Source organism: Fictibacillus nanhaiensis, assembly GCF_019801215.1.
Lineage (GTDB): Bacteria > Bacillota > Bacilli > Bacillales > Fictibacillaceae > Fictibacillus > Fictibacillus nanhaiensis_C.
Genome location: NZ_JAHVJO010000002.1, coordinates 61,102 through 87,494 on the forward strand (window position 1 = coordinate 61,102; position 26,393 = coordinate 87,494).

General features: G+C 38.1%; 25 protein-coding genes. 5 read left to right on the forward strand and 20 right to left on the reverse strand.

Going from position 1 to position 26,393, the window contains the following annotated elements; translation table 11 throughout:
* Positions 1–11 precede the first annotated feature (11 nt).
* From KUV80_RS08865 to pyrH, 6 genes are all read right to left on the reverse strand, one after another.
* On the reverse strand, positions 12–929 hold the full coding sequence (locus KUV80_RS08865) for a proline dehydrogenase (RefSeq protein WP_276516631.1): 918 nt from the start codon (positions 927–929) through the stop codon (positions 12–14).
* A gap of 181 nt (positions 930–1,110) precedes the next feature.
* Positions 1,111–2,193, reverse strand: coding sequence for a copper resistance D family protein (locus tag KUV80_RS08870; RefSeq protein WP_222462365.1), 1,083 nt, complete (start codon positions 2,191–2,193; stop codon positions 1,111–1,113).
* A gap of 166 nt (positions 2,194–2,359) precedes the next feature.
* Positions 2,360–3,217 (reverse strand): hypothetical protein, encoded by an 858-nt coding sequence (locus KUV80_RS08875; RefSeq protein WP_222462366.1) that lies wholly within the window; start codon positions 3,215–3,217, stop codon positions 2,360–2,362.
* Between the two features lie 140 nt (positions 3,218–3,357).
* Entirely contained in the window at positions 3,358–4,449 is a 1,092-nt protein-coding gene (locus tag KUV80_RS08880; protein WP_222462367.1) for a Ger(x)C family spore germination protein, read from the reverse strand.
* Positions 4,446–5,969 (reverse strand): spore germination protein, encoded by a 1,524-nt coding sequence (locus tag KUV80_RS08885; RefSeq protein WP_222462368.1) that lies wholly within the window; start codon positions 5,967–5,969, stop codon positions 4,446–4,448. The genes KUV80_RS08880 and KUV80_RS08885 overlap by 4 nt, the downstream gene beginning before the upstream one ends.
* Before the next feature lie 106 nt (positions 5,970–6,075).
* Positions 6,076–6,810: a UMP kinase gene (gene pyrH / locus KUV80_RS08890; protein WP_222462369.1), complete on the reverse strand. Its 735-nt coding sequence runs from the start codon at positions 6,808–6,810 to the stop codon at positions 6,076–6,078.
* Positions 6,811–7,144: 334 nt separating this feature from the next.
* Between pyrH and KUV80_RS08895 the strand changes: the two genes are divergently transcribed.
* Positions 7,145–7,930 carry a hypothetical protein gene (locus KUV80_RS08895; RefSeq protein WP_222462370.1) on the forward strand — a complete coding sequence of 262 codons (786 nt, stop codon included), beginning with the start codon at positions 7,145–7,147 and terminating at the stop codon, positions 7,928–7,930.
* A gap of 50 nt (positions 7,931–7,980) precedes the next feature.
* On the opposite strand, the gene KUV80_RS08900 is transcribed toward KUV80_RS08895, so the two are convergent.
* From KUV80_RS08900 to KUV80_RS08925, 6 genes are all read right to left on the reverse strand, one after another.
* The gene (locus tag KUV80_RS08900) at positions 7,981–8,709 is read right to left on the reverse strand and encodes a ZIP family metal transporter (protein ID WP_222462371.1); all 729 of its coding nucleotides are present in this window, start codon (positions 8,707–8,709) and stop codon (positions 7,981–7,983) included.
* Positions 8,710–8,827: 118 nt separating this feature from the next.
* Complete coding sequence (locus KUV80_RS08905; protein WP_222462372.1) at positions 8,828–10,579, reverse strand: mechanosensitive ion channel; 1,752 nt, start codon at positions 10,577–10,579, stop codon at positions 8,828–8,830.
* Positions 10,580–10,765: 186 nt separating this feature from the next.
* Complete coding sequence (locus KUV80_RS08910; protein ID WP_222463116.1) at positions 10,766–11,341, reverse strand: superoxide dismutase family protein; 576 nt, start codon at positions 11,339–11,341, stop codon at positions 10,766–10,768.
* Positions 11,342–11,414: 73 nt separating this feature from the next.
* Positions 11,415–12,101 carry a peptidase E gene (locus tag KUV80_RS08915; RefSeq protein ID WP_222462373.1) on the reverse strand — a complete coding sequence of 229 codons (687 nt, stop codon included), beginning with the start codon at positions 12,099–12,101 and terminating at the stop codon, positions 11,415–11,417.
* A 175-nt stretch (positions 12,102–12,276) separates the two neighbouring features.
* Positions 12,277–13,587 (reverse strand): ABC transporter permease, encoded by a 1,311-nt coding sequence (locus KUV80_RS08920; protein WP_222462374.1) that lies wholly within the window; start codon positions 13,585–13,587, stop codon positions 12,277–12,279.
* Positions 13,571–14,275, reverse strand: a complete 705-nt coding sequence (locus KUV80_RS08925; RefSeq protein ID WP_222462375.1) for an ABC transporter ATP-binding protein — start codon at positions 14,273–14,275, stop codon at positions 13,571–13,573. The genes KUV80_RS08920 and KUV80_RS08925 overlap by 17 nt, the downstream gene beginning before the upstream one ends.
* 159 nt (positions 14,276–14,434) lie before the next feature.
* Here KUV80_RS08925 and KUV80_RS08930 point away from each other — a divergent pair, with 159 nt between their 5' ends.
* Positions 14,435–16,066, forward strand: a complete 1,632-nt coding sequence (locus KUV80_RS08930; protein ID WP_222462376.1) for a M20/M25/M40 family metallo-hydrolase — start codon at positions 14,435–14,437, stop codon at positions 16,064–16,066.
* 37 nt (positions 16,067–16,103) lie between these two features.
* On the opposite strand, the gene KUV80_RS08935 is transcribed toward KUV80_RS08930, so the two are convergent.
* The 4 genes from KUV80_RS08935 to KUV80_RS08950 all read right to left on the reverse strand — a co-directional run bounded on the left by KUV80_RS08935 (position 16,104) and on the right by KUV80_RS08950 (position 19,094).
* Positions 16,104–16,868 (reverse strand): DUF4931 domain-containing protein, encoded by a 765-nt coding sequence (locus KUV80_RS08935; protein WP_222462377.1) that lies wholly within the window; start codon positions 16,866–16,868, stop codon positions 16,104–16,106.
* Between the two features lie 73 nt (positions 16,869–16,941).
* The gene (locus tag KUV80_RS08940; RefSeq protein ID WP_222462378.1) at positions 16,942–17,586 is read right to left on the reverse strand and encodes a hypothetical protein; all 645 of its coding nucleotides are present in this window, start codon (positions 17,584–17,586) and stop codon (positions 16,942–16,944) included.
* A gap of 4 nt (positions 17,587–17,590) precedes the next feature.
* Positions 17,591–18,145, reverse strand: a complete 555-nt coding sequence (locus KUV80_RS08945; RefSeq protein WP_222462379.1) for a sigma-70 family RNA polymerase sigma factor — start codon at positions 18,143–18,145, stop codon at positions 17,591–17,593.
* 67 nt (positions 18,146–18,212) lie between these two features.
* Positions 18,213–19,094 (reverse strand): GNAT family N-acetyltransferase, encoded by an 882-nt coding sequence (locus tag KUV80_RS08950; RefSeq protein WP_222462380.1) that lies wholly within the window; start codon positions 19,092–19,094, stop codon positions 18,213–18,215.
* Between the two features lie 219 nt (positions 19,095–19,313).
* On the opposite strand from KUV80_RS08950, the gene KUV80_RS08955 reads away from it, so the two are divergent.
* On the forward strand, positions 19,314–20,645 hold the full coding sequence (locus KUV80_RS08955; RefSeq protein WP_222462381.1) for a murein hydrolase activator EnvC family protein: 1,332 nt from the start codon (positions 19,314–19,316) through the stop codon (positions 20,643–20,645).
* Positions 20,646–20,731: 86 nt separating this feature from the next.
* Here KUV80_RS08955 and KUV80_RS08960 read toward each other — a convergent pair whose 3' ends face one another.
* From KUV80_RS08960 to KUV80_RS08975, 4 genes are all read right to left on the reverse strand, one after another.
* Positions 20,732–21,508, reverse strand: a complete 777-nt coding sequence (locus tag KUV80_RS08960) for a protein-glutamine gamma-glutamyltransferase (RefSeq protein ID WP_222462382.1) — start codon at positions 21,506–21,508, stop codon at positions 20,732–20,734.
* Between the two features lie 145 nt (positions 21,509–21,653).
* Positions 21,654–21,860, reverse strand: a complete 207-nt coding sequence (locus KUV80_RS08965) for a hypothetical protein (protein WP_222462383.1) — start codon at positions 21,858–21,860, stop codon at positions 21,654–21,656.
* A gap of 2 nt (positions 21,861–21,862) precedes the next feature.
* Positions 21,863–22,906, reverse strand: coding sequence for an ABC transporter permease subunit (locus tag KUV80_RS08970; protein ID WP_222462384.1), 1,044 nt, complete (start codon positions 22,904–22,906; stop codon positions 21,863–21,865).
* Positions 22,903–23,760, reverse strand: coding sequence for an ABC transporter permease subunit (locus KUV80_RS08975; RefSeq protein WP_222462385.1), 858 nt, complete (start codon positions 23,758–23,760; stop codon positions 22,903–22,905). Before KUV80_RS08975 ends, KUV80_RS08970 begins: the two co-directional genes overlap by 4 nt.
* Before the next feature lie 134 nt (positions 23,761–23,894).
* Between KUV80_RS08975 and KUV80_RS08980 the strand changes: the two genes are divergently transcribed.
* A complete protein-coding gene (locus KUV80_RS08980; protein ID WP_246625137.1) occupies positions 23,895–24,722 on the forward strand; it encodes a hypothetical protein in 828 nt (275 codons plus the stop codon).
* Positions 24,723–24,899: 177 nt separating this feature from the next.
* Positions 24,900–26,357: an NAD(P)/FAD-dependent oxidoreductase gene (locus tag KUV80_RS08985; RefSeq protein WP_222462386.1), complete on the forward strand. Its 1,458-nt coding sequence runs from the start codon at positions 24,900–24,902 to the stop codon at positions 26,355–26,357.
* Positions 26,358–26,393: the final 36 nt, after the last annotated feature.

Below are 26,393 nucleotides of genomic sequence, written 5' to 3' on the forward strand. Positions count from 1 at the left end.
TTGCTTTATATTTACTTCCCAAACACACCTTTTAAAACGAATAACACATTCGCAGGACGCTCTGCAAGCCGTCTCATGAAGTACCCATACCAGTCATTACCATACGGTACATAAATCCGCATTCTGTAGCCTTCTTGCATCAATTGATCCTGGCGTTCTACACGTATTCCGTACAGCATTTGAAACTCAAACTGATCATAAGGGATGTTATGTTTATCAACCAATTCCTTTGTGAAGGAGATGATCTCATCATCGTGTGTAGCAACCGCCGTATAATTTCCGTTTAAAAGATGGGTTTCAATTAATGTTTTGAAATTATTATCAACGTCATTTTTTTCCGGATATGCTACTTTTGCAGATTCTTTATAAGCCCCTTTAACGAGCCTCAGATTGGGTTGATACTCGTTTACATCCTGAACATCTTCAAGTGAACGATAAAGATAAGCTTGAATCACCGTTGAGATATTATCATACTCTTTTTTCAGCTGTTTAAAGATTTGCAATGTTTTTTCACAACGAGAGTAGTCTTCCATATCGATTGTAATAAAAACATCGTGCTTTACCGCAGCTTCCATAATTTTTCTCATATTCCCTAAAACGAGCTCATCACTGATGTCTAGCCCCATTGAGGTTAATTTAAGCGAAAGCTGGGAATCAAGCTTTTCTTTTGCGATGGCTTTAATGGCTTGTATACAATGTTCCGTCATTTCAGCTGCTTCTTTTTCATTGTCCACGAATTCGCCTAAATGGTCGATTGTTACGGGCATTCCTTTTTCGTTCAATTTCTTTATGGCAGCTATAGAGCTTTCAAGCGTTGCCCCTGCTACAAAACGTCCTGCGCCAAATCGTAGACCATACTTTTTCGCCAGGCTCGTTAATGATTTATTTTTAGCTAAAAATAAGAAAAAATTACGCATAAGTTGTTCCAATCCAATTTCCCCCTAGTACACTTTCAAATTTAAATAGATTGGTTATTTTCTGTTTAGGATGTAACCGCTTTAAATATATCATTTTTTTGCGAATTATGTCGATTTCGAAAAATTAAAACTATTAATTGATTAAAAAGAAAAAACAGCCTTTCAAATGTGAAAAAGGCTGCTTTCTTTACTATTATAAAGAGAGAGACGACATAACAGCTAAATAAAATGCAGAAGCCGCTAAAAGAGATAATGCTAGTACTGGTATTGTACCCATTTTTCTTTTTATTCCTAAGAAAATGGACAATGAAAGGACAACTGCAACTGAAAGCCAACCAAGACTTGCGATCGAGATATGAAAGGCTAGCGCTGGATTGTCACCAGGATTTATTCCTGATACAAACGTAAATAATTTCGATGGCTCTTCCATTTTTAATGTTTGAGCAACATCATGAGGCGGTGTCTGCTGACTCATGACGGCAGTTGCTACAAACACAAGAAACAGAACGATGCCTTCCGCCTTGATCCACTTTAATCCAGAAAACGAGGAGCCCTCTTCTTTCATCTTCCTTTTTAACCATACACCATTAATCAAGCTATACAATACAACGATAAACAGCAAAATATGCTTTATTAATAATGCTTGACCATAATCTAGCATATAACTATTCACATATTCAGGCACAATATAACTCATCAGCCAAAGCCCCATACCAATTGTAGTAAAAAGACAAACAAGGGCAAGTGGCGTAAACCATTTATAAAAAGAAGTGGCCGGACCGTTTCCTCTACTAAAAAAACCAGTAACGAGCAAGACTCCTGTCCAAATAATAACAGCCAAAAAATGAAGGGTGTGGGCTAGAAAGCCTAAAGAACCGAGTGATGCTGCATGACTGGAATAACCTAATGAAAAGGTCATGCCCGTTAGTAAGAATAACGATAAACCAGCAAAAAATCGTTCTTCTACATCATTAAACAACACCATAAAAAACAACAAGGTCGATATACCTGTTAAGAACAGCCAGCCTTTTCCGACTTCAAAACTAAAAAGGATGTTTTGAAACGTAATCCAATATCCAATATCCTCTCCCAGATAAAGCGTTAATCTTAAAAGATCACCGCTTCCCAAAATCGGAACTAAAGCAACAAGAAGTAACACCCATTTTTTTAATAGTTTAATCTCTGGCCGCATTTTCTTGGGGACTGAATAAAGAATAAATGCTCCCATAAGGATGGAAAAACATAAATATAATAATAATTTCGCAACGATAAACATATAGCAAACATTCTCCTTCAAATCATTCTATGTCTATTGTACCAGGGAAACCTTAGTGTAAAAAAAGTAAGATTGACAATCTGGCGAAATCATTCAATTTTTTCATCATAAAAAAAAGCTGACTTTTTCAGCCAAAACGGCTTTCCAAAATCAGCTCTGTATTCATTTATCGATTTCCTCTTTGTACTACTTTAGAAAGAAACTTAACACCATCTTCATAACTGAATTTCTTTGCAGCCCGCCTAAATTCTTTTAGACCTTTACGTGTCACGTTAAAATAAGGATCGATCAACCCTTCTTCTTGCAGATGAGCGGCCGTTTCTACAGAGATTGAATGCTGAATTTCTCTCATTTTATGATTGAACTGCTCAAGGCTCGCATTCAAGACAAATTCTTTCCCTAGTAACTGAACAATATCTTTTGAAGTAGCTGTTTCTACAGAATGTTCATCCGAATCATCTTCTAAAAGCTCAGTTTCTTCATGTTCTTTTTCTTCACCTTTGTCAACAGGCTCTAACAGGGAAGTGATACGCACAATTTCTTGTTTCGCAAACAAAATGTCTTTTTCTTTTTGCAGAAGATAATCAATATAATCTCTTTTATCTTCTTCATGTAAATCTTCTTCTAGAATTAGACGGTTTGTGATTTCTTTTTGTACTTGTTTCATCCGTTTAATTTGTTCTTCTTGTGTTAACAACAGGCGTTCTAGTTCTTCAGCATCTGTTTCACTTATTTCGTTTTCTTGATCTTGCACTTCAGGTGTGGATTTTTGCTTTTTATTCAGCTCAGGCATGACTGATTTAGCCGCTAGACCAAATGCCTGAAGAGCTTCATTTACTTTTACATAGAATAAGCTACAAATTCCGATTGCAAAAATGGCCAAAAGAAATGCCAGCATATCAGAAAAATGAAAAGTGAACTTTGTTACAGCAATTTTAAACATCAATACCATAGAAAATAGACTAATTAAAATAATTTTGAACCAATGATTACGAAGTTTTATTTTCTCATCTGTCGTTTTCAAAACATTTTCCCCCTTTAAAAATCGTTATCCAATAAAGGAATAACCATATAATTATTCGAAGGACATCTGCTTTTGTGTCCGGTTACTTAAAAATCCTCAGCAAATGAAAAAACAGCTGTTACTCCAGCTGTTATTCACTATTATTCGATCACTCCTGATTCCACTATTTCTACATCAGTAGAAACGTTAACTTTCATATCCGGATATTGTGTCTTGAATTTTTTATAATCCCATCCCTTTTCACGCCTTCTTACCTGATCTCCAAATCCTAGTGGATCAATTTGTAACTTTTGAAATTTCTGAATGATTGTCTCCGCTTCTCTTTTCACTTTCTTAGTAAATGTTTTTTCGATGAGGTCGATATCTGATTTTTGTTCTAAATTTAACCATGGTGGATACTCATGAATTTCACCTAATATTTTCATCTTAACGGTGAATTCAGGTACTCCATTTACTTTTTTCACTTTGTATGAGGTTGTTCCTTTGATATTACGAACGACTGCATGACCAGTCTGTTTACCTTTTTTCAATTGCACTTCATAATGCCCTGTTTTTGATCCATCAACCAATACCTTAAAGGCGAATGATTCGCGATGGTCGAGTTGTCCTACATATTTGTCCCCTCGGAATAGAGCGATTCCCTCTAATTGTAAGTTGTTATTACCAGAGCGAACTAATGGTAAAAAAGGATCTAAGCCTTCTCCATAGTAACTATAAAGAAACACATGAAGATTCGTTTTTGGCAGGTTTTCACTCTTTATGTTCTGTTCAATTAAATCCGTTAAATACATGGAAGGAAGTGGATCTGCTGTAAGTTTGTTTGTTAAAAGTTCATGTGTACTTCCATTAACAACAGCCATATACAATCTGTTCCCAACATTCGGATCACGATAAAGAGAATTGACAATCTCCAAAATCCCATTCTTCGCAAACTTATCATTGAATAGTACGATACGCAGCTGACCGGTTGTTAATGTTTTCGGTGATTTTGTGTTCAGTTTGGAACGAATATACCGGCTCGTATGAGATACTGCAGAAAGCGTTTCAGCCTCAATCGTGCCATCTTGATTAAAAATGGGATACATGATTGTTCCCTTTATGTTTGTATCTGGAAGCTCATCAAACCCTACTGCATGAATAAGTTGAACTTCATCTACGATTTGTTTGGGTACACATCCATTTAAGAGAAGTGCAATGAAAATCAGTAAAATAAGCGTTTTTCTTCTTATCATTCGTCGATATCCTTCTTTTTTCTCATTTCTTTCACCATCTCTTTTGAAGGAAGCTTCGTACCTAAACTAATGGGACGCTTTAAAATCCGATTATAGGGAAGCCTTATGACGGTGTCTGTCATATCTAACAGCCTTGGTGGATAGATTGGTGATAAATAAGGCCGTCCTAATGATTCTAACCTGAGAAGATGAACGATGATAAACGACATGGCGATTACGATCCCAACACCTCCCCAGATTGCTGCAAAAAAGATAAACGGAAAACGTAAAATTCGAATCGTGTTTGCCATCTTATAAATAGGCGTCGTAAATGAAGCTAAAGCAGAAAGAGAGACGATAATTAACAAAATGTTGCTCGTTAAGCCTGCCTCTACTGATGCCTGACCGATTACAATCCCGCCAACAATCCCTAGGGTTTGACCAACTTTTGTTGGCAAGCGTGCCCCTGCTTCGCGAAGCAGCTCAATAGTGAGTTCCAAGAACAGTACTTCTAATATAGGGGGAAAAGGAATATTCACCCGTGAAGAAATCAATGGAGCGAGCAAATCTTTTGGTATCATTTGATAATGAAACGTTAAAATGGCTACATAGAGAGGTGTAGCAAATGTTGAAAATATAACGGATAAAAATCGGATAAAACGAAAAAGAGAACCAAGAAGCCATGATAAATAATAATCCTCAGGAGATACAAAGTATTCTGAGATTCCTGTTGGACCAAGTAAGGCTTGAGGCGATCCTTCAGACAGGATGGCCACTTGTCCGTAATTTAACATAGCCACAACTCTGTCTGGCCTTTCAGTAGTGACTAATTGGGGAAAAACAGATTTTGTGTTGTCAGATATCATTTGTTCTAAAAACGAACTGTCAGGAATCACTTCTGATTCAATATCCTGTATCCGCTGTGACACAGTATTGATATTTTCTATATTTGCGATTCCTTCTAAATAAGCGATTATAACACGAGTTTTTGAATATTTTCCTATGATTATCTCTTTAAAACGAAGCTCTGGGACAGGTAATCTTCTTCTTATCAAATATAAATTGCTGTCTAAGTTTTCAATAAAAGCTTCCTTTGGTCCAATGACAGAGAACTCAATCTCTGACACAGAAACAGCGCGATTTGTTGATGAATTTTCAGCCCGAATGACTGCGCATTCCTCATCGTATTCTCCAAATTGGACGACAATAAAACCTCGCAGCAGCTTGTTTTGGATCTCTTTTATATCTTTTGTAATGCTTACACTTTCGATCGGTAAAATATCTTTTAAGTCTTTCAGCGATTTAAATGCTTTGCTGTGAATAATATAAGGCAGTACATCACGATGCAATAATTCCCCGTCAATCATCGCCTTGTAATACGAAATATAAACATTATGAAAGGCCGTTTTCTGCGGATAATGGATGAAGTCAGCAGAATCTTTAGCATTATCGATCAACTCGGTAATGTTGTTGTATGTATTATTTGATAGATCAACGGTATGGGTAAGTTCCTTTGTATTCTTCTTTAGCCATTTCATCATGATGTAACACCTCTTTTCTCTCCTTTAATATGAGAAAACCTATGGCAAAATATACAAAAAAGCATTCCAAGATGATGCTTGGAATGCCCAATTTATAAACATTTGTTTATACGAGTGCCGTTTCAATGTTATGACTGATAAATGTTCCGATATCTTCCCCATTACAAATCTTAAGAAATGAACCTTCTTGGTTAAAATCAAAGAGGTGTATCGGTAAACCGTGGTCTCTAGCTAAGATTAGAGCCGATTGGTCCATTACTTTTAAATTATTTCGAATAGCTTCGTCATAGTGAAGAGTTGCATATTTGCGTGCTTCTTTAAACCGATTTGGATCACTGTCGTAAACGCCGTCCACCCCTTGTTTTGCACATAGGATGGCGTCACAGTTCATCTCTAGAGCTCTTTGAACTGCAGGATAATCGGTTGTGACATAAGGTTGGCCATTTCCGCCGGCAAATATCACAACATAACCTTTGTTTAAGTGATGAACTGCCCGGAGCCGAATATACGGTTCAGCTACTGCACTTATAGGGACTGAGCTCATCACCCGAACTTCCCGATCCATTTTACTTTTCAAGACCCCTCTTAACATTAAACTGTTTATCACCGTTCCTAATGTACCGATCTGATCAGCTTCAACCCGCTCGATGCCCCAATACTCGGCTAGATTTCCCCTGAATATATTTCCCCCGCCAACAACAATCGCCACTTCAATTCCTTTATCAATAACAGATAATACTTCTTTTGCAATATGGTTTAAGGAAAGATGATCGAACCCTGTTCCTTGGTTGCCTGCCAAAGCGCCGCCACTTAGTTTAATTAATACCCGTCTATAACGCATCCCCTTCGCCTCCATTCCTGGTTACAAAAAAAGAACAAATGACAATAAAAAAGTCATCTGTTCTTTATAAAATGGAAGCGATTTGTAAAATTGAATTGAACCATTTGCTTAGGTCGTGTCATATCCATGATAAACCGCCTCCCCATTTTCTTCTTTTCAATCATTATATACATAAAAATGGTCTTAGGTGAGTTTTATCTTTTTTTCTGATAAAAAAACCATTCGTTTTACCCAAAATTTTAAATTTAGACAATTGACCTAGCCCTTTTTCTTATCAATCTACATATAATGCATGGACAAGATTAGTCAATATCACCATCAGGAGGAAATATTTTTGAATTGTAGAAATAACAAACTCTCAGCAAGAGAGGCCGCAGAATTTTTATGCAAACACGTAAGAGTTGATTTAGACGACGTTTCAGAACACGGCAAACTGGTATGCGTAGGAAGAGATTTCATTGCGCTTAAAACTGACGAATGGGAAGTTCTCTATTTCCCGCTAAACAATGTTAGAGCCATTACCATTGACACTGACAAGGGTTGCCACAAAACAGATTGTAAAAAAATATGCAATGATACTTTCCGAAGTATATTAAGGAAATTAATCAATTGCAAAGTAAGAGTGAACGATGGAAGCGATGATGAAATCGTAGGTGTTCTTACAGACGTAAACCGCCAAACCATTCAAATTGTCCGAGACGACGAAATCGTAATGGTTGTTATCGGGTTTATTAACTTTATTGCTCAAGCTGGAGAATGGGATGGGCACGAAAGCAGCCATTGCAGAATTTTATGCTGTAAAAAAGAAGATCCTTGTGGAAAGAAAAAATGTTTCAAAAAAGAATCTTCATCAAAATGCTGTAAGAGAGAATCATCCTCTTACTATTACAAGTGCAAAAAAGAGTCTTCATCTTCTAGCAGCTGCATAGTAGAATCGTCATCATCTTCATGCTCATCCACTACATCTTCATGCTCAACATCATCTTCATCTTCTTGCTCATCTTCATCTTCATCTAGCTGGTGGAAAAAAGAGTCTTCTAGTGAGGATTGGAAGAAGAAAAAACATCACAAGAAAAGAAATTCAGCAGATCTAGAATCAAGAGGCTGGTTTAAACTCTAAAAAAAACGTCCTGTTTTTAAAAAACAGGGCTTTTTTTTTTAGCTAACATTCTATGAAAAATGAGTGAGAACGAGCGAACAAAGAAGACCTAATGAAGTAATTAAACCAACAGCAGCACCCGCATCTTCATGCGCTTCAGGAAGCATGGTAGAAGATACCATCGCCATGATTCCTCCTCCAGCAAATGCTCCTATTAAAGAAAGAGAAGATACCGATGCATGTTCTAAACATACAAATCCAAGTGCCGAAGCGATTGCAGATATTAGAAAAACGGAGATCCACATCCCCATAATTTTTTGTTTAGAAAATCCTTCCTTTAGTAAACCAATCGAACTGGATAACCCTTCTGGAAAGTTACTTAGAAAGATGGCAACTACAAGCAGCCAGCTCACTTGGCTGTGATCGATCAGACTTGCACCAATCAAGACAGATTCAGGTATCGCATCGAGGAGTGTACCAAAAAAGATGGCCATCCCAACACCTTTTACTTTTTTGGACCCTGATTTTTTTCTTTCATGTCCGCCTTTATTGGACAAGAAAATATTAATAATCGTAAAAATACTAGCACCTAGTATAAAGCCGACAGACGTCACTTTTAAGCTGCTTTGTTCAACAGCTTCTATTAACAATTCAAATGAAACGGCTCCGATTAAAATGCCTGTTCCGAATGCCATGATCCAAGCCGTCCATTTTTTTGGAATTTGAAAGACAAGTCCGATAAACGATCCGAGTAAGACAGCAGAACCTGCTATTCCTCCCCATAAGGCAGCTTGCAGCATGTTTCCATTTCCTTTCTTTCTTTTTTATCACGTTGTCCTTATCACTTTCTTTCTATACGCAAACAAAAAAAGAATAATGAACGTTGAACACGTTCATTATTCTCCCATTATCTTTCTATTAAAAATCTGTACGCTTTGGATCGACATGTTTATTAATGCCAAACTCGTCACTTGGCGTATTTAGATGGTTAAATTGACGATCACGCGCTGTAGTATGTGGTTTTTCCAAGTCCACATGAGTGGATTCGTATTCTGTTTCTTTTCTTCCATCTGTACCGAAGTCTGCTAATCTCGTTTTATCTTTCCATTCTGCAGGATCTGGGCTTTGGATGGTGGTCTGTTCCATTCTTCTGCTTAATTTGTTAAGCGTACGACCCGCTGCTTCACGTCCACCTAAACCAAACGCTAGACCAAAGGCAATGGTAAAGCCGCCTAGGATCAGGATGAAAGCAGCATTTACGATTGTTTTGGCAACGCCAAGCTGGTCAATAGCCATAAAGAACGCCAGCGTAATAATCGTATATTTGGCAATGTTTCCTAAAAGTTTACTTTCTGTTTCTTGCTTTACCATGCTCATGACTACTCGTTTTACAAGATCCCCAGCATAGAAGCCAATTCCAAGAATCAGCACTGCTGTTAATACCATAGGGATATAAGCAAGAACGACCGATAAAATACTTACTAAGCTTTCGAGATTAACTAATTGCAGGGCTTCAATCGTAAATAGTAAAACTACTACAATTTGAGCTGCATAGCCGATGATCTCGGAAATCGTTAATGTTTGATTACTCTTATGAAGAGACCCTAATCCCATCTTATGAAAGATACCGTTAAACCCAACACGCTCTAGCAAGGAAGTAACAGCATTCTTCACCCATTTTCCAATCCATAGTCCCGCTGATACAAGAATAATGGCAACGATAATGTTTGGAATCATATCCATAATCTGTCCTAGCATTCCGATAGCTGGTCCAGATATGCCATTAATATCTAACGTCTCCAGTGCAGAAATAACTACTGGAATCAAGATAAATACATAGACGATTGTTCCTATAACGTGAGAAAGAGAGGTTCTTTCTAATGCTCGATCAGCACCTAATTTTGAAGCCAACCTGTCTGTTCCAATACTTTGTAAAAAGTTTACTAGGATTTCTTTAACTATTTTAGCTACGAGCCACCCTACGAATAGGATGATGGCAGCTCCTAAAAGCTTTGGTAAAAAGGCAAATAATCCGGTCAACATTCCTTCAAGTGGTTCAGAGATTGCTTCAATACCTAGTGCAGCTAGTACGGCAGGCAAGAAAAGAAGCAAGGTTAAGTAAAAAACTGCTTTTGAAGCAGAGATAATCGCTCTATCTGACTGCAATGGATCACGCGTTAGCTTCCAGCGGTGCAAAAGTCTTTCAAACCGTGTGTTCTGACCTAGTTTCTTTACGAGAATCGCTAAACCAGAAGCGATCAGCCATGCTACGGCTGCAATAAGTGCAGCTTTTAACAGATTTGGTATAGCCGCTGCAATGACTCCTAACGCATTTGAGATGGGCTCAGCCACATATGGCAGACTTAGCATATTTAAGAACATGACGATTGCGACAGCCATAAGAATCCAGAATACGACCTTACTGATTATTTCTTCTGATGAATATTTACTGGACCTCGTTTTTTCTAAATTTTCACCATCAGAGTCTGGTGTCATCCATCTTGCTAACTTATTATCAAAATTCGTTTTATGCAGTGCTGTTTTTACGGCTTTCGCAACTAATGATGCGATGAGCCACCCTATTAACAGGACAAGGATAGCAAGAAGCAAATCTGGTAATCTACCTAAATAAGCCATCCATGAATCAGTTACTCCATTATAATCGTACATTTTTTTCCTCCTTTATAAACTAATAAAAATACCTTTTATATGCTCTACTTTCCCATTGGACATACGAGCTAAACTAAAAACTTATAAAAGAGGAACAGAAATGATAGGAGAAAAAATTGTTGGTGAAGGCAAATAAAAAAGCTGACTCCTCTCGTTATGCAACGAAATGGAAGAGCCAGCATCTTTTTATTTCTTAATAACACCGCACAAAACGCGATCACCAGAATCCCCAGCAGGATTCGTTTTATAATCATCAGCTTTTTCGTGAATTACAAGAGAAGTACCACCATTTATAAATAGGGAATTCACTTTGCCTTCTGTAAGAGTAACCATCGTTGACAGAACTTCACTATGAACAACGCCGCTCTCATCAGCTGTGATGTTTTCCATGTCGCCTACATGAGGTCCTTTAGGATTTAAAAAGCCATGCTTCTTATCGGTTGGATTAAAATGGCCACGGGCTGATTTAAAGTCTGGAGGTGTACAAACAGCTTTCTCGTGAAAGTGAATACCATGTTCGCCAGGCTTTAATCCTGTTGCATTCACCTCTACACGAACTCCTTCAGCTGTTTGCGTTAAAGTCGCCTCACCAGCCTTTTTTCCTTTTGTGTCTACCAGATTTACAATATAGGAACCACCTTTTACTTTACTGGATGTCGCTTGTGATTCTTCCATATCGTGATCTTTGTGTTCATCTTCAGTTTTGTTGCCGCATGATGCTAAGGCGATAATCAGCACCAGTAACAGCGTAGTGTATAACATTTTTTTCAACTCATTTACCTCCTGATGAATAGCGAATACTCTATTTTCCGCCCAATCATCAGAACTTTAAACATCATTTTAAAAAATGTGTTCGCAGTACCGTTTCAACAACCTCTTCATTTTTCAGCTGAACATAATAGGTCTTAGCATTTTCTCTGGAACTAACAGAATGATGAAGCTCTCCATCCATAAAATGCAAGGCTGTACCATCATCTGCTGCATAGCCAGCTTTTAATCCTTCTCTTATCAATTTGTGAAAAGCAGGTCTTCTATCTTCTTCTCCATCATAATGAGGACAATGGCTTCCTTTTAAGAACCCTAGACATTGAAGCCCCCGCAGAGGCCCAAATGAATCTGTAACCCCTTCTTCGAACCAGCAAAGAGAACCCGCACTTAAACCCGCTAGAATCTTTCCTTCTTCATATGCTTTTTTTAATAGCAAGTCAAGCTCCCACTCTCTCCAAAGAGCAAGCAAGTTCTTCGTATTTCCTCCACCAACATAAAAGATATCCTGCTGACTAACAAACTCTTCTATGTTGTGAGGGGGTGAAAATAAAGAAAGATGTGCAGGTTTACAGTTTTCCGTCTTAAACGCATGATAAAATCGTTCGATATACCCTTCTGCATCTCCGCTAGCTGTAGGGATAAAACAAATAGTTGGCTGTTCCTTCTTACATTGCGAAAGGATGTAGCGATCGAGCTTTTTATTCTCAGGTTCCATCGAAAATCCGCCGCCACCCATTGCGATGATCTGTTTCATAATGCTTACCACTCCTTTTTTATGCATTTCGCTTGGTGGTTTCGATATTCCTTTTCCTTTTGTAACTTTCTCTCTTTAGATAAACCAATAATCCAAGAGTTACTAACCAGTGAGTGTAGACAACTATTCATAAAAAGCATGTAAAACACCAGCCGACTTACGACTGGTGTATGTTTTATACGTCTCTTCTTAAAGCTTTTAGTACATCTACTGTAGTTGCTTTTGCTGCAGGCCGCCAACCTGAAATCAATGTTACGCTCATACAGATCGTAACGGCTATGGCAGTCAGACTCCATGGGATATAAGAAATCATAAACCCTTCTGGTGCTTTTTCACCAACGAACTGCTCCATAATGATAGGGAGTACAAAATTCACAGCATAACTTATGATGTATGCTAAAAGTGTACCTAGTCCTACACCCCATAAACCGATATAACCACTTTCTAATAGAAAAATACCCTTAATGGTCTTAGGTGTAGCGCCTATCGCTTTCATGATTCCAATGTCCTGTGATCTTTCCGTTACCGCCATCGTCATCGTATTGAAGATACCGATTGATGCGATAAGCACCGCAATAGCACCTATAAAAATTAATCCAGCTTTAAACAACGTAAAATAAACGTTCATTTTTTTTAGTTCTTTTATGATTGAATAGGTTTGGTAATCGAGGTTCTCAATCTTTTCAGTGACTTCTTTAACATCATCTGCAGAAGCAGTGAATACTTTAACTTCTTCATAACTGTCCGCAAATTCGGCTTGAGGATCCAGCTCGGCTAAAATCTTAATGACTTGATTATGCAAATCTTCTGTTATAAAAACAGAAGCATCTACAGCCCACTCTCTTGCCGGTTTCTTACGTATTCCGACTATCTTTACTTCAAGAGTTTTTACCGATGCGTCTGCTTTTATCTCTGGGTTATCTACCTTTATATGATAGGCGAGCGTTGTGTTCAGCAAATCACCGTCATATGAAAGTTCATTCATCTTCTTTTGTGCATCTTCCTCACTCAATCCTTCTACAAAATTCTCTGGCATATCCTTTCTTAACTCTTTTGCAAAATGATATCCTACAACGATTTCATTTTCATTTTTTGGCATTCGCCCTTTTTCAAGTTCGAACCCTGCTTTTTCTTCCGAAGGCATGTGAGCACTCATGACATTAGCGTATGTATAGTATTCACCAATGGAAAGCTGATTGGCTGGAGTAAATTTTTTACGTGTGACTGCTTCCACTCCTTTAATCTGTTCTAGATTTTTCACATCCTTTTCAGTTATTTCCCCACTATCCTTGTGAATGAGTATTTCGTTTACCATACGAAAACTCATCACATCATCCACAGCTGTTTTATGAATTGCAAAACCGATGGATGCCAGCATTATCAAAAAGGCACAGCCAATTGTTGATGCTAAAATGGTCATCCATACTCGTGTTTTGTTTTTCTTCATATTGCTTCTTACAAACCTGTGTTTATCTTTGAACTTCATGAAGCATTCTCCCTTCTCTTAATGATCCGTCAATGATCTCCACTTTCCGATGAGCAATAGAGGCCACTTCATGATCGTGGGTAATGATTAAGAAGGTAATTCCGTATTCTTTGTTAAGCTCTTTTATAAAAGATAAGAGTTCTTTTTCATTCTCTGAGTCTAAACTGCCTGTTGGTTCATCAGCTAATAGCAATGGTGGATTTAAGATAAGAGCTCTTGCTATACTAACGCGCTGCTGCTGCCCACCTGACAGCTCACTTGGATAGTGGTGGATGAAAGACTCAAGACCTACTCTTCTTAGCATTTCAATCGTAGTTTGTTTTCTTTCTTGTTCTCCTACACCCTTTAACACGAGTGGAAATTCAACATTTTCAAAAGCTGTCATGGACGGAATCAATTGAAAACTTTGAAAGATAAAACCAAGATGATTTAATCGGAAGTCTGCCCAATCCGTTTCAGAAAACCCGCTTACTTGTGTATGATCAATCGAAATAGAGCCAACCTCTGGCTGTATAAAACCTGATATCAAGTTTAAAAGCGTTGATTTACCAGAGCCGCTTCTGCCTACTATCGCAACGATTTCCCCTCGTTCTATATGAAGATTAATATCGTGCAGAACGGGAACAATATTTTCTTTTCCTTTTTTTCCAATCTTAAATGCGTAAGATAATTTTTTTACTGAAATCATTTTTCCACCCCTTATGTATTAAGTGTACTATTTATAATAATACACATATACCATGTAAAATATTTGAATGTCAATACATTCCATCCGTTTTTTAAAAAAGGATTTAAAGGGAAAGGAATCGTATAGTAAACAAAAGGCAAACATCTAGGAGGTTTACACATGTTAAAGTGGCAAACAAAAGAGGGCTATTCAAAACTATTAAAAGATCTCATTTCGATACCGAGTATTACGAATCAAGATGGGGAAATGTTTATGGCAGAACACCTTTACCATACTCTCTCTTCTATAGAATATTTCGGTAATCATCCTGACCATGTTCGTCACCACCCTACTCCAGATGGTCGTAAACTCGTAACGGCATTCGTTCAAAATGATCCAGCTGTTAAGGAGACTATTATTCTTTTAAGTCATTTCGACGTCGTTTCTGTTGAAGACTTCGGGGAGTGGAAACATCTCGCCTTCCGTCCCGATGAATTAACGGAGAAGATGATTGAAAATAAAGAACAGCTTCATCCATTTGTTCAAGAAGATATCGAAACAGGAGAATGGCTGTTTGGCCGTGGATCCATGGACATGAAGGCAGGGGTTGCTCTTCATTTATCCATGATTGAAAAAGCTGCAACAGGGCATTTTAAAGGAAATGTGCTCATGATCTCTGTACCAGATGAAGAAGTCCATTCTGCGGGAATGCTTGCAGGGGTTAGTGTTTTACGACAATTACAAGAAGAATACGACATTCAATACATTGCTTGTCTGAATGGCGAACCGAGCTTCACAAAATATCCGGGTGATACGTCACCTTATATGTATACAGGATCTACTGGAAAGATTCTTCCTGGTTTTCTGTGTTATGGAAAAGAGACACATGTAGGAGAACCGCTTGCAGGTATGAATGGCAATGCAATGGCGGCGGAAATTACGAGGGAACTGGAATGGAATGTTGATTATGTTGAGACGTTCCGAAAAGAAGCAACGCCCGTCCCTACTAACCTCATTCAAAAAGATTTAAAAGATCATTATTCTGTTCAAATTCCGCATGCTGCAGTTACCCTCTTCAATCTTATGCTGTTTAATAGACCGCTATCAGAGATTACATCGATGCTGATCAACAGTGCTAAAAAAGCAGCCACAAGTCTAGAAGACCGATTGTATAAGAGCAGTCAGGCTGTTTCAAGAATCGTTCCTTTTACTCCAGTTAAGGAAAAAATCAATGTGATTACATTTAATGAGCTTTATGAACATGCTGTAGAAAAATACGGGCAAGAGGAGCTGGACCGAAGAGAAAATATGCTGCAAACCAATAACCCAAATGCCGATGAGCGGGAGCTGACGATTCAATATGTTTTCGAACTTGCTAGCTTGTGCCGTGATATATCGCCTATGATGGTCCTGTTTTACACGCCGCCTTTTTATCCGCCGGTATGCTCAAGTGATCATCCGTTAATAAAGCTTACAACGAATCAAGTTGTAGAACATGCTAAAAGTAAGTTTAATAGCAACCTTGTAAATGTACATTATTTCAGTGGTTTATCAGATTTGAGTTATATCGGCTTTAAAGGTGATGCACATGACCTCTCTTCTTTCACAACCAATTTTCCTTTACTTGGGTCTCGATATAACATTCCTTTTGATGATATGAAAGAAATTGATATTCCCGTAATCAATATCGGTCCCCTAGGCAAAGATGCCCATCAGTGGACAGAACGGATTGAAATAAATAGGGTGATGAAAGAGACACATCCTTTAATCGTTTTTGCCATGGAAGCCTTGTTTGAAAATGTAAAAAAATAAAATACAAAACCAGATCTTGTTACAGATCTGGTTTTTGTTATGAGGAAAAATAGATGTCTTTTATTTTTTGTGCAATCAAAGGAATATTGTTTGCGACTTGTTGAACACCATATCCCATATAGAGGGGAGATGTTATAAAACGGGGCATAATCTTGCAATAAGTCGCGTCTTCATTTTTATAGAAAAAAAGATTGTAGCTTGTACAGCTTCTATGAAAATGATTTAGCAAAAAGTGCGCCCCTGCTTGAATGCAATCAGCAAACAAGGAAAGTTCTGCTCCTTTTTCCCATTTTACATTCAATTCATAAAAACCCACACGTGGTTCAGTTGAAGCTGTAAAACTAACTCCATGCTGTTCAAGAATAGGAATTCCATCAAATTGAGTAATGGAAAAATCATGCTGACAATCTACATCATTCAAACCAATAATCTGCATATGTGGATGACGAATCGTCCCTCCAGATATCGGACCATGATTTTTAAAGAACATAACAGAGCGATATTTCCCGCTCTCCCTCATTCGCTCCCAATGTGTTAACCCGAAATGCAATACGGAATACAGATGTTCCTTTGCATACGTGGATAACTCACCTTCACACTCGTCAGTTTCAATAAGCACCGTCTGATAAGCATTGTCGAGTACCGTGTATTTATTTTTCACTAAAATGATAGAACCATTTCTATCGATTACTTCTTCAAGCTCATCAATGCGACAAAAAGGACAAGGAGTTTCTTTGTTGCGGATGCTGTTTGGTTTTTGTGCTCCTACATCTGTAAAAAAAGTTAATTGTGTATGTTTCATACTCTTCACCGCTTTTAATTGTTTCCTGTCTAATTTCTATCTGTTTCTAAAATTTCCTCTTAACATCTTGCTATCATTTAGATATTTGTTCCCATCTAAGCTTCCCATCTTCTTTTTCAATGGTTCCTAGCCAGTCAAAATTAGATTCGTACTGCAATTTGGCCGCTAACAAATCGTAATTTGCACTGACCGTATAGACTTTTACATTAACATAATTCCATAGTTCTCCCAAGTAGTTTTGTGCTTCATATGGTTCATTCAGCGTTAAACGAGAAACTTCTTTCAAATAGGATTCAGACAAATTGACTTGATCTTGATAGGACAAATTATCAGGAAACATGATATGAACAGTCAGCAAATCACCTTTTTGATAGGCATCAATTCCCGAAACATTATGGTAGTTCCTCATATCATGTCTAGCTTTTGTAAGTATAGCTTGATTGGCATACGGAATCTTTGCCGCATGCTCTGCTTCTTTTTGTTCAAGAGGTTCTGGAATACTTTGTGCAAATTGAATAAATATAAAGATGAACGCAACTCCTATCGCTACACTTAAACTTTGGTGGAACCAGTGATAGAACCAGCTTTTTGGAGCAGGAGGCCTGTTTAACTGACGAATTTTCTTCAGAACTTTTTGTCTGTGTTCATCATGAAAAGTTATGTTTTTCATACGCCCTTTGTTTAGGATCTCAGGCAGCTGCTTTAAAGGATCTTCCATGATTTCATCTCCCTTTCTCCATTTTCCGTCTGAGCATCTCTCGCCCACGTTGGAGCAACGTTCTAATTGAAGGTTCTTTTTTATTTAAAACATGACTGATCTCCAAGACAGAGAGTTCTTTATAATAGTATAAGAGAATGACCTCACGATACTTAAGCGGCAGCCTTAACACTTCATCTGCTAAAGCCTCGTGCTCACTTTTTTGTACGATCGTAAGTTCTGGTGTTAAAGAAGGGGACTGCTTGGACTTTCCGAGGCGATCAATCACATGAATGTACTTTTTCCAGCCGCTTCTTAAATAATCTTTACATAAATTGACGGTAATGGCATAAACCCATGTTTTTACAGATGACTCACTGCGAAAGCTTTCTTTATGTACAAAACATTTTACGAACACTTCCTGTGCCAGGTCTTCTGCCAGTTTTCGGTCTTTCACATAGGTGTAAGCCAGTCTGATCACTTTATCCTGATACAGGTCCATAATTTGAATCAGCCATTCTTCTTGTGATAGACCTTGTATGCTGCCATCATACGTCCCTGCCTTTGGTGTATGTTTCAAGTCCATCCCCCTTCCTTTAATGTTTTATTACTTAGACGATTGCAGTCATATTTTTTATTCAAAAAACTTAAAAAGATGCTGTAAATGGGTATGCTACCGGCCCCTGATCGAATGGCAGCTCCCCTTTGACCATGAGTGTGCCCTCTTTTTTCTTGTATTGAAGTGGGTATGAATGGGTTAGTTGATCAGGAGTAAAATAGATTTCTACTTCCGTAAACAGTTCGGGTATCTGTTCACATATGTCATGAAGGGATATACGTTTTTTGCCAATTACATCAAATAGTTTCAAGATCCCATCTTCGACGAGATAAACGAGCAGGAGATCCAACGAATCGCTATAATACAACTTTTCTGCTAAATAAGGATTATATAAGTTTAGATAAAAGGAATGTTGATAGGATAATGGTGTGAAAATATAAGAATTCGGATATTGTTTGAGAAAGCATGACTGAATAACTTTAAGGTCCTCTTCTTTTTGATAATCCAATTTTCGAAGCGTACACTCTCTAACCTTGTTATTTTTGATAGCATTTGAAATGAATATATGTTCTTCCACATTAACAAAGCCATACTTTTTGTAGAGTGCAGGATTTTCTGTCTGAAGAAAAACATGAGAATAGTTGTCTTTTAAATCATGTAATACATGTCTCATTAATCTCGTCATGTGCCCCTGTCCTCTTTCACTTGGAAGAGTCATAACAGATTGTATGCCTGCAGCAATAACAATTTTCCCACCCATCATCCATTTCATTGGGATAACTGAAACATTAGCAACCGCTTGTTTCTCTTTAAAAAGAGTATATGGACAATAGTCTGGGTTCCAAAACCCTCTTGAATAATAGTCTTCTAGCATCGAGGTGGGAATACCAAAAACCTGTTCAAACAGCGGGTAAAGAGCTTCCCGGTGTTCGCCTTGTAAAGAACGACTTATTTGTAATGTGATTTGCACAGTAATACCTACTTTTCTTAAAATCTGTTCATCTAAATATACCATTTATATTCCATTATCATACATATTATTACAAATGACGTCGGATAATGTTTCATTCTGTAATATTTTGAAATGTAACTGTAATATTATTTCGGAATAATTGATGTCCAAAGAATGTTATAATCATTTTTGTAAAGAAATTGGCAACATTTGCACTAACAAGGAGGAGTACCCATTTTGAAACGTAAGCTCGTAATGGCAACATTGTCTCTCAGTCTAGCATTTACTACATATTCTGTTTCGGCAGAATCATTGTCTTCTATAAAACAAAAACAGCAACAGAACCGTACTGAACAGCATAAAAAAGAGAACGAATTACATGATAACCACGAAGAACAAGATAGTGTCGTACAACAAATTGAAGCTTTAGAGAATTCTATCAGTAAAACGATTAATCAAATTAAAGATAAAAAGCAGTCTATTGAAGCTACAAAAGCTTCTATTGAAAAACTCAAAAAAGAAATTGATGTCCTTGAAAAGCGTATTCAAAAACGTGACGCTATCCTTAAAGATCGTGTCCGTTCCATGTATGAAAGCGGTGGGGCAATCAACTACTTAGATGTATTACTAGGAGCAAAAGACTTTGGCGATTTTCTTGATCGTGTCTTTGCCCTTAACGTGATTGCTGAACAGGATAAATCCATCTTAGAAGAACATAAGCAAGACAAATTATCAGTTGAAGAGAAAAAAGAGGCAGTTGAAAGTCAGTTATCGTCTCTTAGTCAAGAATTAAAAGATCTTCAAAACTTAAATGACAAACTTACCGACCAGAAAAAGCAAAAAGACGCCCTACTTGCAAAGTTACAAGAAGAAGAAAATCATATTCATGAAGATATGATGGAGCTTAAAGAAAAAAATGAATTGCTTGCGGCACAAGAAGCTGCGATTAAAGCAGAAATCGCACGTGCCAAACGCGAAGAAGAAGAACGTAAAAAGAGAGAAGCTGCAGCACGGGCAGCAGCAGAAGCGGCAGCTGCAAAAGCCAAAGCAGAAGCTGAGGCAGCGGCTAGAGCAAAGAACTCTTCAAAAGCAAAAACAAGCTCAAACTCATCATCCCGTGCACCTATAGCAACACCAGCTCCTGCTCCAGCACCAAATAACAATGTATACCGGGACTTTATTTTCCCAACACAAGGAACAATTACTTCTAATTATGGATATAGAAGCAGTGGCATGCACTATGGAATGGATATTGCAAAACGAGGTTCTAGCGTCCCTATCGTTGCAGCAGCATCTGGAACTGTTGCAAAAGCTTATTATTCAGACAGCTATGGAAATGTTGTTTATTTAAATCACTATATTAACGGACAGTTGTATACAACTATTTATGCTCATATGAGAATGGCTCCTGCTGTTCGGTCTGGACAATCTGTATCTCAAGGTCAGTTCCTTGGATATCAAGGGAATACAGGCGCATCTCGTGGTCAGCATTTACATTTTGAATTACACAAAGGTCCATGGAATCAAAGTAAGTCCAATGCAGTCGATCCTAGACCATATATTCAATAATACACAAAAAAGCCGCTGAGATTTTATACTCTGCGGCTTTTCGTTTATACGTAACATCCCCCATTTATCGTTAAGCCAACCTTCTTTTAAATGGCTCCTCCGAGTAATCGACGCACAGGATGGCGCGTATATTCAGCCATCAAGCGATAATGCGGCCGGATAATCTCAGATGTTAAGTACGCTGATACCGTTGCACCTGGCATCCTTTTTGTGTTGAGCACATCAATGATCTCACCGATCGTACCTGTTCCGATTCCATGCCCAAAAACCTTTCCATTTCCAAGATCAACGACATTTTCTCCCTGCCACTGAGGTGTGTTTGGATGATGTTCAGGGTTTTTTATATATCTTACATCTCCAGGCAATGAGTCACCGGATGGGGCAGCGATTATTTGAAGGTCTTCATCATGCTCGGTACTATAGAGAAGCAATCCGTTAAACAATTGATTAAACATTTTCGTTCCAATACTCTCTAGGACGGCTTTGTATAGCATAATCATAATGGCAGTTGTGCATTCGAAGCCATATTTTTTTCCATTAATAAAAATATCGGTTATCGCATCTGAAGGCGGTACTCCAGGTCGAAGTAAAAAACCGCCATACGCTGTACGTCTCCAATATTGTGGATTGCACCGAGAGTTTACAAAGGTGGCAAATCCGGCACCACTGTCACGCATTGCATAGGCCGCTGCTACGATATTCGAACGCATAACTACTTCAAACAAAAATTGGTGAGGACTTGAATAATAAAAAGATTCTCTAGAGTTTTTTAGCTTTTCACCGATTTGTTTTTGAGCGCTAGTAAGCCGGTCGAAACCAGAGATTTGAGCAGTATCTACTGAATACCCATTAACAAAAATCAATTCTCTCCCCCCTGTCTGCACAGGATATTACATAGTATGGCGAGAGAAGAAAAGTGGTGTTATTTATGCCCCTCTGTTTTTTAAAAACCTAAAGGATGATTTGAAAGCTGGTGTATTGATTTTGTTTATTGGCAATGTAGTACGTTTAGCTTTTATATCCAAGAGGATCTGTACCCATTGGAAACATAAATGAAGGTTCAAATGGAGCTATACCTATCATTTCCATATGATCGTCATACAAAATTTGAACTTGTCGTACGTGGCTGTCGAATAACACAGAAAAGATAAGGCTTGAAAGGATCAAGCCAAAGATCATGCTGAAGCCGATCCAAAACTTATAATTTTTGATCAAAACTACTTCACCTCGCTTTTTACCCTTTCCGTAAACTCAAATTTGCCTATTGAAACAGATTTCTCTTGAAGAACACTTGATAATTTATTCTTTTTTTTGTTTCTTTTCACATTAACGTTTCGAGAATCTAGATATTGCAACAGTCCTTCTGCCATAAGTTGAAAGGAATAGATCGCAACACCAAACATAATAATAGGTCCTAGTGCAATACCTGGATTAATATGAATAAGATTATAATAATCACCGATCAGCCCAGACCATTCATTCGTGGTAGAAACAGGAGGGTCTGGAATAAGTGGATTGTAATCAACATCGGTTCCTCCAAAGAAGAGTTTAAAATATCCGAGATGAATAAAAATGATAAGCACCTGTACACATTGCTGAAAAAACACGATAACAAGCTTAGGCCATACGTGAGGCATCACATGCTTGCTGAATATTCTCCACCGACTTGCTCCTAACACTAGAGCACCTTTAATGAAATCTTCTTTTAAAGAAGATGCGATTATGTTCCCAATCATGGAACCAAGAAGCGGCACAACGAGAATCGTTAAAACGAAGATTTCAATTCCCACCCTCGCATAATAGGGAAAAATAAAATATTCCTCCCACCCGGGCATTCTTAACTGTTCCCATAAAACTGGAGTAAGAATGAATACCGAAACGATTGTAAGCGGAACAAAATAAAAAGCACTTAGCAGCTGCTCTAAATTTCCCCTAATTTTTTCTGGCATGTAAATTGCTAAGGGTATCGCAAACATAAAACTAACCAAAACCCTTAGAAACCCAATAAGAATAACACTGAACAATGTATATTTAGCTCCTTGCAACACTTTCATAGCAATGTCATAGCCTAAAGCATCAGTGCCCATCGGAAACATGAGAGAGGGCTGAAAGGGTGCAGCACCTATCATTTCCATATGATCGTCATACAAAATTTGAACTTGTCGTACGTGGCTGTCGAATAACACAGAAAAGATAAGGCTTGAAAGGATCAAGCCAAAGATCATGCTGAACCCGATCCAAAACTTGTAGCTCCTGATCATAACGTTCTACCTCTAACAGTAAACCTCATGATGATCCACTCCATTGCTGCATAGACCAGAAAAAAAGGGATGACCAGTAATATTAGGCAAGCTGCAAGCATTTCCGGTCTAAAATCGTGGTACATATAGTGAGTAATTCCGTGGATATTGAAAATGATTTCTACTAATAACAAATTTGAAATCATAAACCAAAGAACTGATTTTGAAAAATGAAAAATGCCTTCACTCGTGTTTCGTGTCACATGTACAACCAATACATACAGTCTTCTCATCCCTTTCGCTAGGCTTGTTTCTACGTATTGTTTACTCATTTCTTCTTCTGTCATAAGAATCATCATTTTATAAAAATAAACGAACGGCAAGATCATCAGACACGCAATAGGTACCAAGTAGATTCTGCTTTCTGCCCCTAAAGCAGCAACATTAGAAACGAGGAGACCTGTCTTTTTATAGATTAGAACGATGCCCATCTGCACGAGTGCGAACACTAGGAGATCAGGCATGGACTCTAAAAAAGTAAGAACATTCTTTATGATTCTTCTGATGAATATCGGCAGCAAAAGTGTGCCCCAGGTCAATATTTGAGCAGAGCAAAAAGCGATACATAATGCCCCAAAAAGAATGCTTAACGAATAAAAATAAGGTCCCCAGATGTCTTCCAAAAATAAGCGCTCTGATCCTTGATTAAAATAAATCATTTTGTCTAATCTCAAAACCTCTAATGACACAGCTGCTATTTTATCGACATAAGCGGAAACATCTTTGTTCATAATTAAGCCTGGCAAGCCGCTTATCAAAATGATGGAAATCATGGTTAACAAAAGCTGCAGAACCAGTTTTTTTATAATCCTCATTTCTCTCCCCCCTCTTCTTTCCTACATAGACGAATGAACCTCTGCATATCATTCATCTCTTTTTCCATTCGAAGGATAAAAACAAAAAAACAATCCATATTAAGGAAGAGAAAATACGGAATTGAGGAGTTTTTATGCTGAATAAAATAGCCATGGGAGCCATTGTAGTGAGCTGTCTCTTTTTCATAGGACCCCAGATGCCTCTAGCAAAAGAACCTTTGACTTACTTCCCTATCGTTAAAAAAGGCGAGATGCTGGAATGGGAAAAAGTAAATAAGCTTCTTCCTAAGGGAACATCCTTCAAAGTCATTGATCTCGAAACGGGCTTTTATTTTCAAGTTCAAAGAAGAGCTGGCAATCAGCATGCTGATGTTCAACCTCTCACTCATGATGACACTGCTGTCTTAAAGCATTTATACAATGGCAAATGGAGCTGGAACAGGCGCGCCATCCTTATTCCAGTCAAAGGAAAGATGATTGCAGCTAGCATGCATGGAATGCCACATGGAGGTGGTGCTTTGGCGAATGGGTTTCCTGGGCATTTTTGTATTCATTTCTCAGGTAGTTCCACTCATCGTTCAAGAAATATCGACCCTTCCCATCAATTGATGATCTTAAAAGCAGGAGGGCATTTGGATAGATATGCGAGTGGCGCAAGTGCCAGGCAAGCAGTTTCTATGTTCCTTGTCGGAATGAAGCAACAAGATCTTACACTTGCCAAACCTGTTTTAAGTGCCCGCCTTCAGAGAGACAAAGACATACGAGAACTTTTCAAAGGAATAACGAGCATGCAATATGAAATAAGAAAAAAGAGTACACGATTTCCTCCCATTGTTCGTACGGACATATCTGCAAAAGTGAAAAAATATGACGAGAATGGGAAACAAACTGTACATTACACCTTTTCCTTAGAACGAAAATCAATGACAGATAGCTGGAAGATTATTAAGATTAAACAATAACTCTACCTTAAGTTAAGAACCCTTAGCTTAAGGTTTTTTGTATAAACACGAATAATAATGATTGATTTAAATTAAACGTTCGTATTTTACTTGAAATCTTCCGGAATAATTGTTATATTTACCAATGGCAAACATTTAATCAAAAGATTTAGGATAAAGATCTTCAAGGGGGACGTTATGAATACCCATTATGATGTGATTGTTGTTGGAGCAGGTCCAGCTGGTATATTTACATGTTATGAACTAACAAGACAGCTTCCTGATGCAAAAGTGTTGTTGATTGATAAAGGGCACGATATCTATGCCCGTTCATGCCCCATATTAGAGAAGAAAATTAAAAAATGTCCTCCGGCTGCCGGTAGAAAAGAATTTGCAGGTTGTCTTCCTGCTTGTTCGATCACGAACGGTTTTGGTGGTGCAGGTGCTTATTCTGACGGAAAATTTAACATAACTAGCGAATTTGGCGGATGGATGACTGACTATCTTTCAGAAGAAAAGGTCGTTGAACTGATTAAATATGTAGATGAAATCAACTTAAACCATGGAGCAACAGATTCCATTACAGATCCACTGACACCTGAAGTTAAAGCCATTGAAAAACGAGGGTACGCTGCTGGTTTAAAACTGTTACGCGCTCAAGTCCGCCATTTAGGAACAGAACAGAATCTTGAAATTTTAAAAAGCATATATGAGTATTTGAAAACCAAGATTGATATGAAGTATAAAGCCGAGGTAGAAGATATTCTAACTGATCGAAATGAAGAGGGATATCTCGCAAAAGGAATTGTATTAAAGGATGGCACTACTCTTCATGCTCAAAAAGTGATTATCGTTCCTGGACGGGACGGATCTACATGGTTAACAAAACTATTAAAGAAACGGCGAATCAAAATGACGGCTAACCAAGTCGATATCGGCGTTCGTGTCGAAACGTCTAATCTGGTCATGGAAGAGATTAATCATCATCTGTATGAAGGGAAATTTGTCTTCAATACTTCTGTTGGCACAAAGGTTCGTACCTTCTGCTCAAACCCTTCAGGTCATGTAGTGGTAGAAAATCACTCAGGAATCATGCTGGCGAATGGTCACGCGTATAAGGATCCAAAGTTAGGCAGTGATAACACTAACTTCGCCCTGCTTGTTTCCCACCAATTTGCTGAGCCGTTTGATCAGCCGACAGAATATGCTCATGAAGTTTCAAAGCTGGCAAATCAGCTTTCTATGGGCGGATTAGTTGTGCAAAAATACGGAGATATTCTAAAAGGACGCCGTTCTACTGACAAGCGAATCAAAGAGGGCTTTTTACGTCCTACATTAAAAGAAGCGGTACCAGGAGATCTCGGGCTAGTTCTTCCATATAATACAATGAAAAGTTTAATTGAAATGACAGAAGCGTTAGATAAAGTTACTCCTGGAATTGCTTCAGAACATACATTATTTTATGGAGTTGAGGCAAAATTCTATTCTGCGCGGCCGAAGCTTGATGATAAATTTGAGTCTGAAATCGGCGGTCTCTATGTAGGTGGAGATGGTGCCGGGATTACCCGCGGACTTGCTCAAGCGAGTGCATGCGGAGTTTGGATCGCGCAAAACGTTGCAGCAAAGCTAAAAGAAAAGCAACCTGTTTTGGTTTAAAACAAGTGCTCTTTTCTAAAAGATTGTTGCAAATGG

Excerpts from the sequence above, each read along its gene's own strand:
- KUV80_RS08885 (WP_222462368.1), bottom strand. The coding sequence starts at position 5,969 with ATGATGAAATGGCTAAAGAAGAATACAAAGGAACTTACCCATACCGTT.
- KUV80_RS08915 (WP_222462373.1), bottom strand. The coding sequence starts at position 12,101 with ATGAAACAGATCATCGCAATGGGTGGCGGCGGATTTTCGATGGAACCT.
- KUV80_RS08880 (WP_222462367.1), bottom strand. The coding sequence starts at position 4,449 with ATGATAAGAAGAAAAACGCTTATTTTACTGATTTTCATTGCACTTCTC.
- KUV80_RS08975 (WP_222462385.1), bottom strand. The coding sequence starts at position 23,760 with ATGAGGATTATAAAAAAACTGGTTCTGCAGCTTTTGTTAACCATGATT.
- KUV80_RS08930 (WP_222462376.1), top strand. The coding sequence starts at position 14,435 with ATGTTAAAGTGGCAAACAAAAGAGGGCTATTCAAAACTATTAAAAGAT.
- KUV80_RS08980 (WP_246625137.1), top strand. The coding sequence starts at position 23,895 with ATGCTGAATAAAATAGCCATGGGAGCCATTGTAGTGAGCTGTCTCTTT.
- KUV80_RS08925 (WP_222462375.1), bottom strand. The coding sequence starts at position 14,275 with ATGATTTCAGTAAAAAAATTATCTTACGCATTTAAGATTGGAAAAAAA.
- KUV80_RS08985 (WP_222462386.1), top strand. The coding sequence starts at position 24,900 with ATGAATACCCATTATGATGTGATTGTTGTTGGAGCAGGTCCAGCTGGT.
- KUV80_RS08920 (WP_222462374.1), bottom strand. The coding sequence starts at position 13,587 with ATGAAGTTCAAAGATAAACACAGGTTTGTAAGAAGCAATATGAAGAAA.
- pyrH (WP_222462369.1), bottom strand. The coding sequence starts at position 6,810 with ATGCGTTATAGACGGGTATTAATTAAACTAAGTGGCGGCGCTTTGGCA.
- KUV80_RS08910 (WP_222463116.1), bottom strand. The coding sequence starts at position 11,341 with ATGTTATACACTACGCTGTTACTGGTGCTGATTATCGCCTTAGCATCA.
- KUV80_RS08935 (WP_222462377.1), bottom strand. The coding sequence starts at position 16,868 with ATGAAACATACACAATTAACTTTTTTTACAGATGTAGGAGCACAAAAA.
- KUV80_RS08970 (WP_222462384.1), bottom strand. The coding sequence starts at position 22,906 with ATGATCAGGAGCTACAAGTTTTGGATCGGGTTCAGCATGATCTTTGGC.
- KUV80_RS08900 (WP_222462371.1), bottom strand. The coding sequence starts at position 8,709 with ATGCTGCAAGCTGCCTTATGGGGAGGAATAGCAGGTTCTGCTGTCTTA.
- KUV80_RS08870 (WP_222462365.1), bottom strand. The coding sequence starts at position 2,193 with ATGTTTATCGTTGCGAAATTATTATTATATTTATGTTTTTCCATCCTT.
- KUV80_RS08940 (WP_222462378.1), bottom strand. The coding sequence starts at position 17,586 with ATGGAAGATCCTTTAAAGCAGCTGCCTGAGATCCTAAACAAAGGGCGT.
- KUV80_RS08905 (WP_222462372.1), bottom strand. The coding sequence starts at position 10,579 with ATGTACGATTATAATGGAGTAACTGATTCATGGATGGCTTATTTAGGT.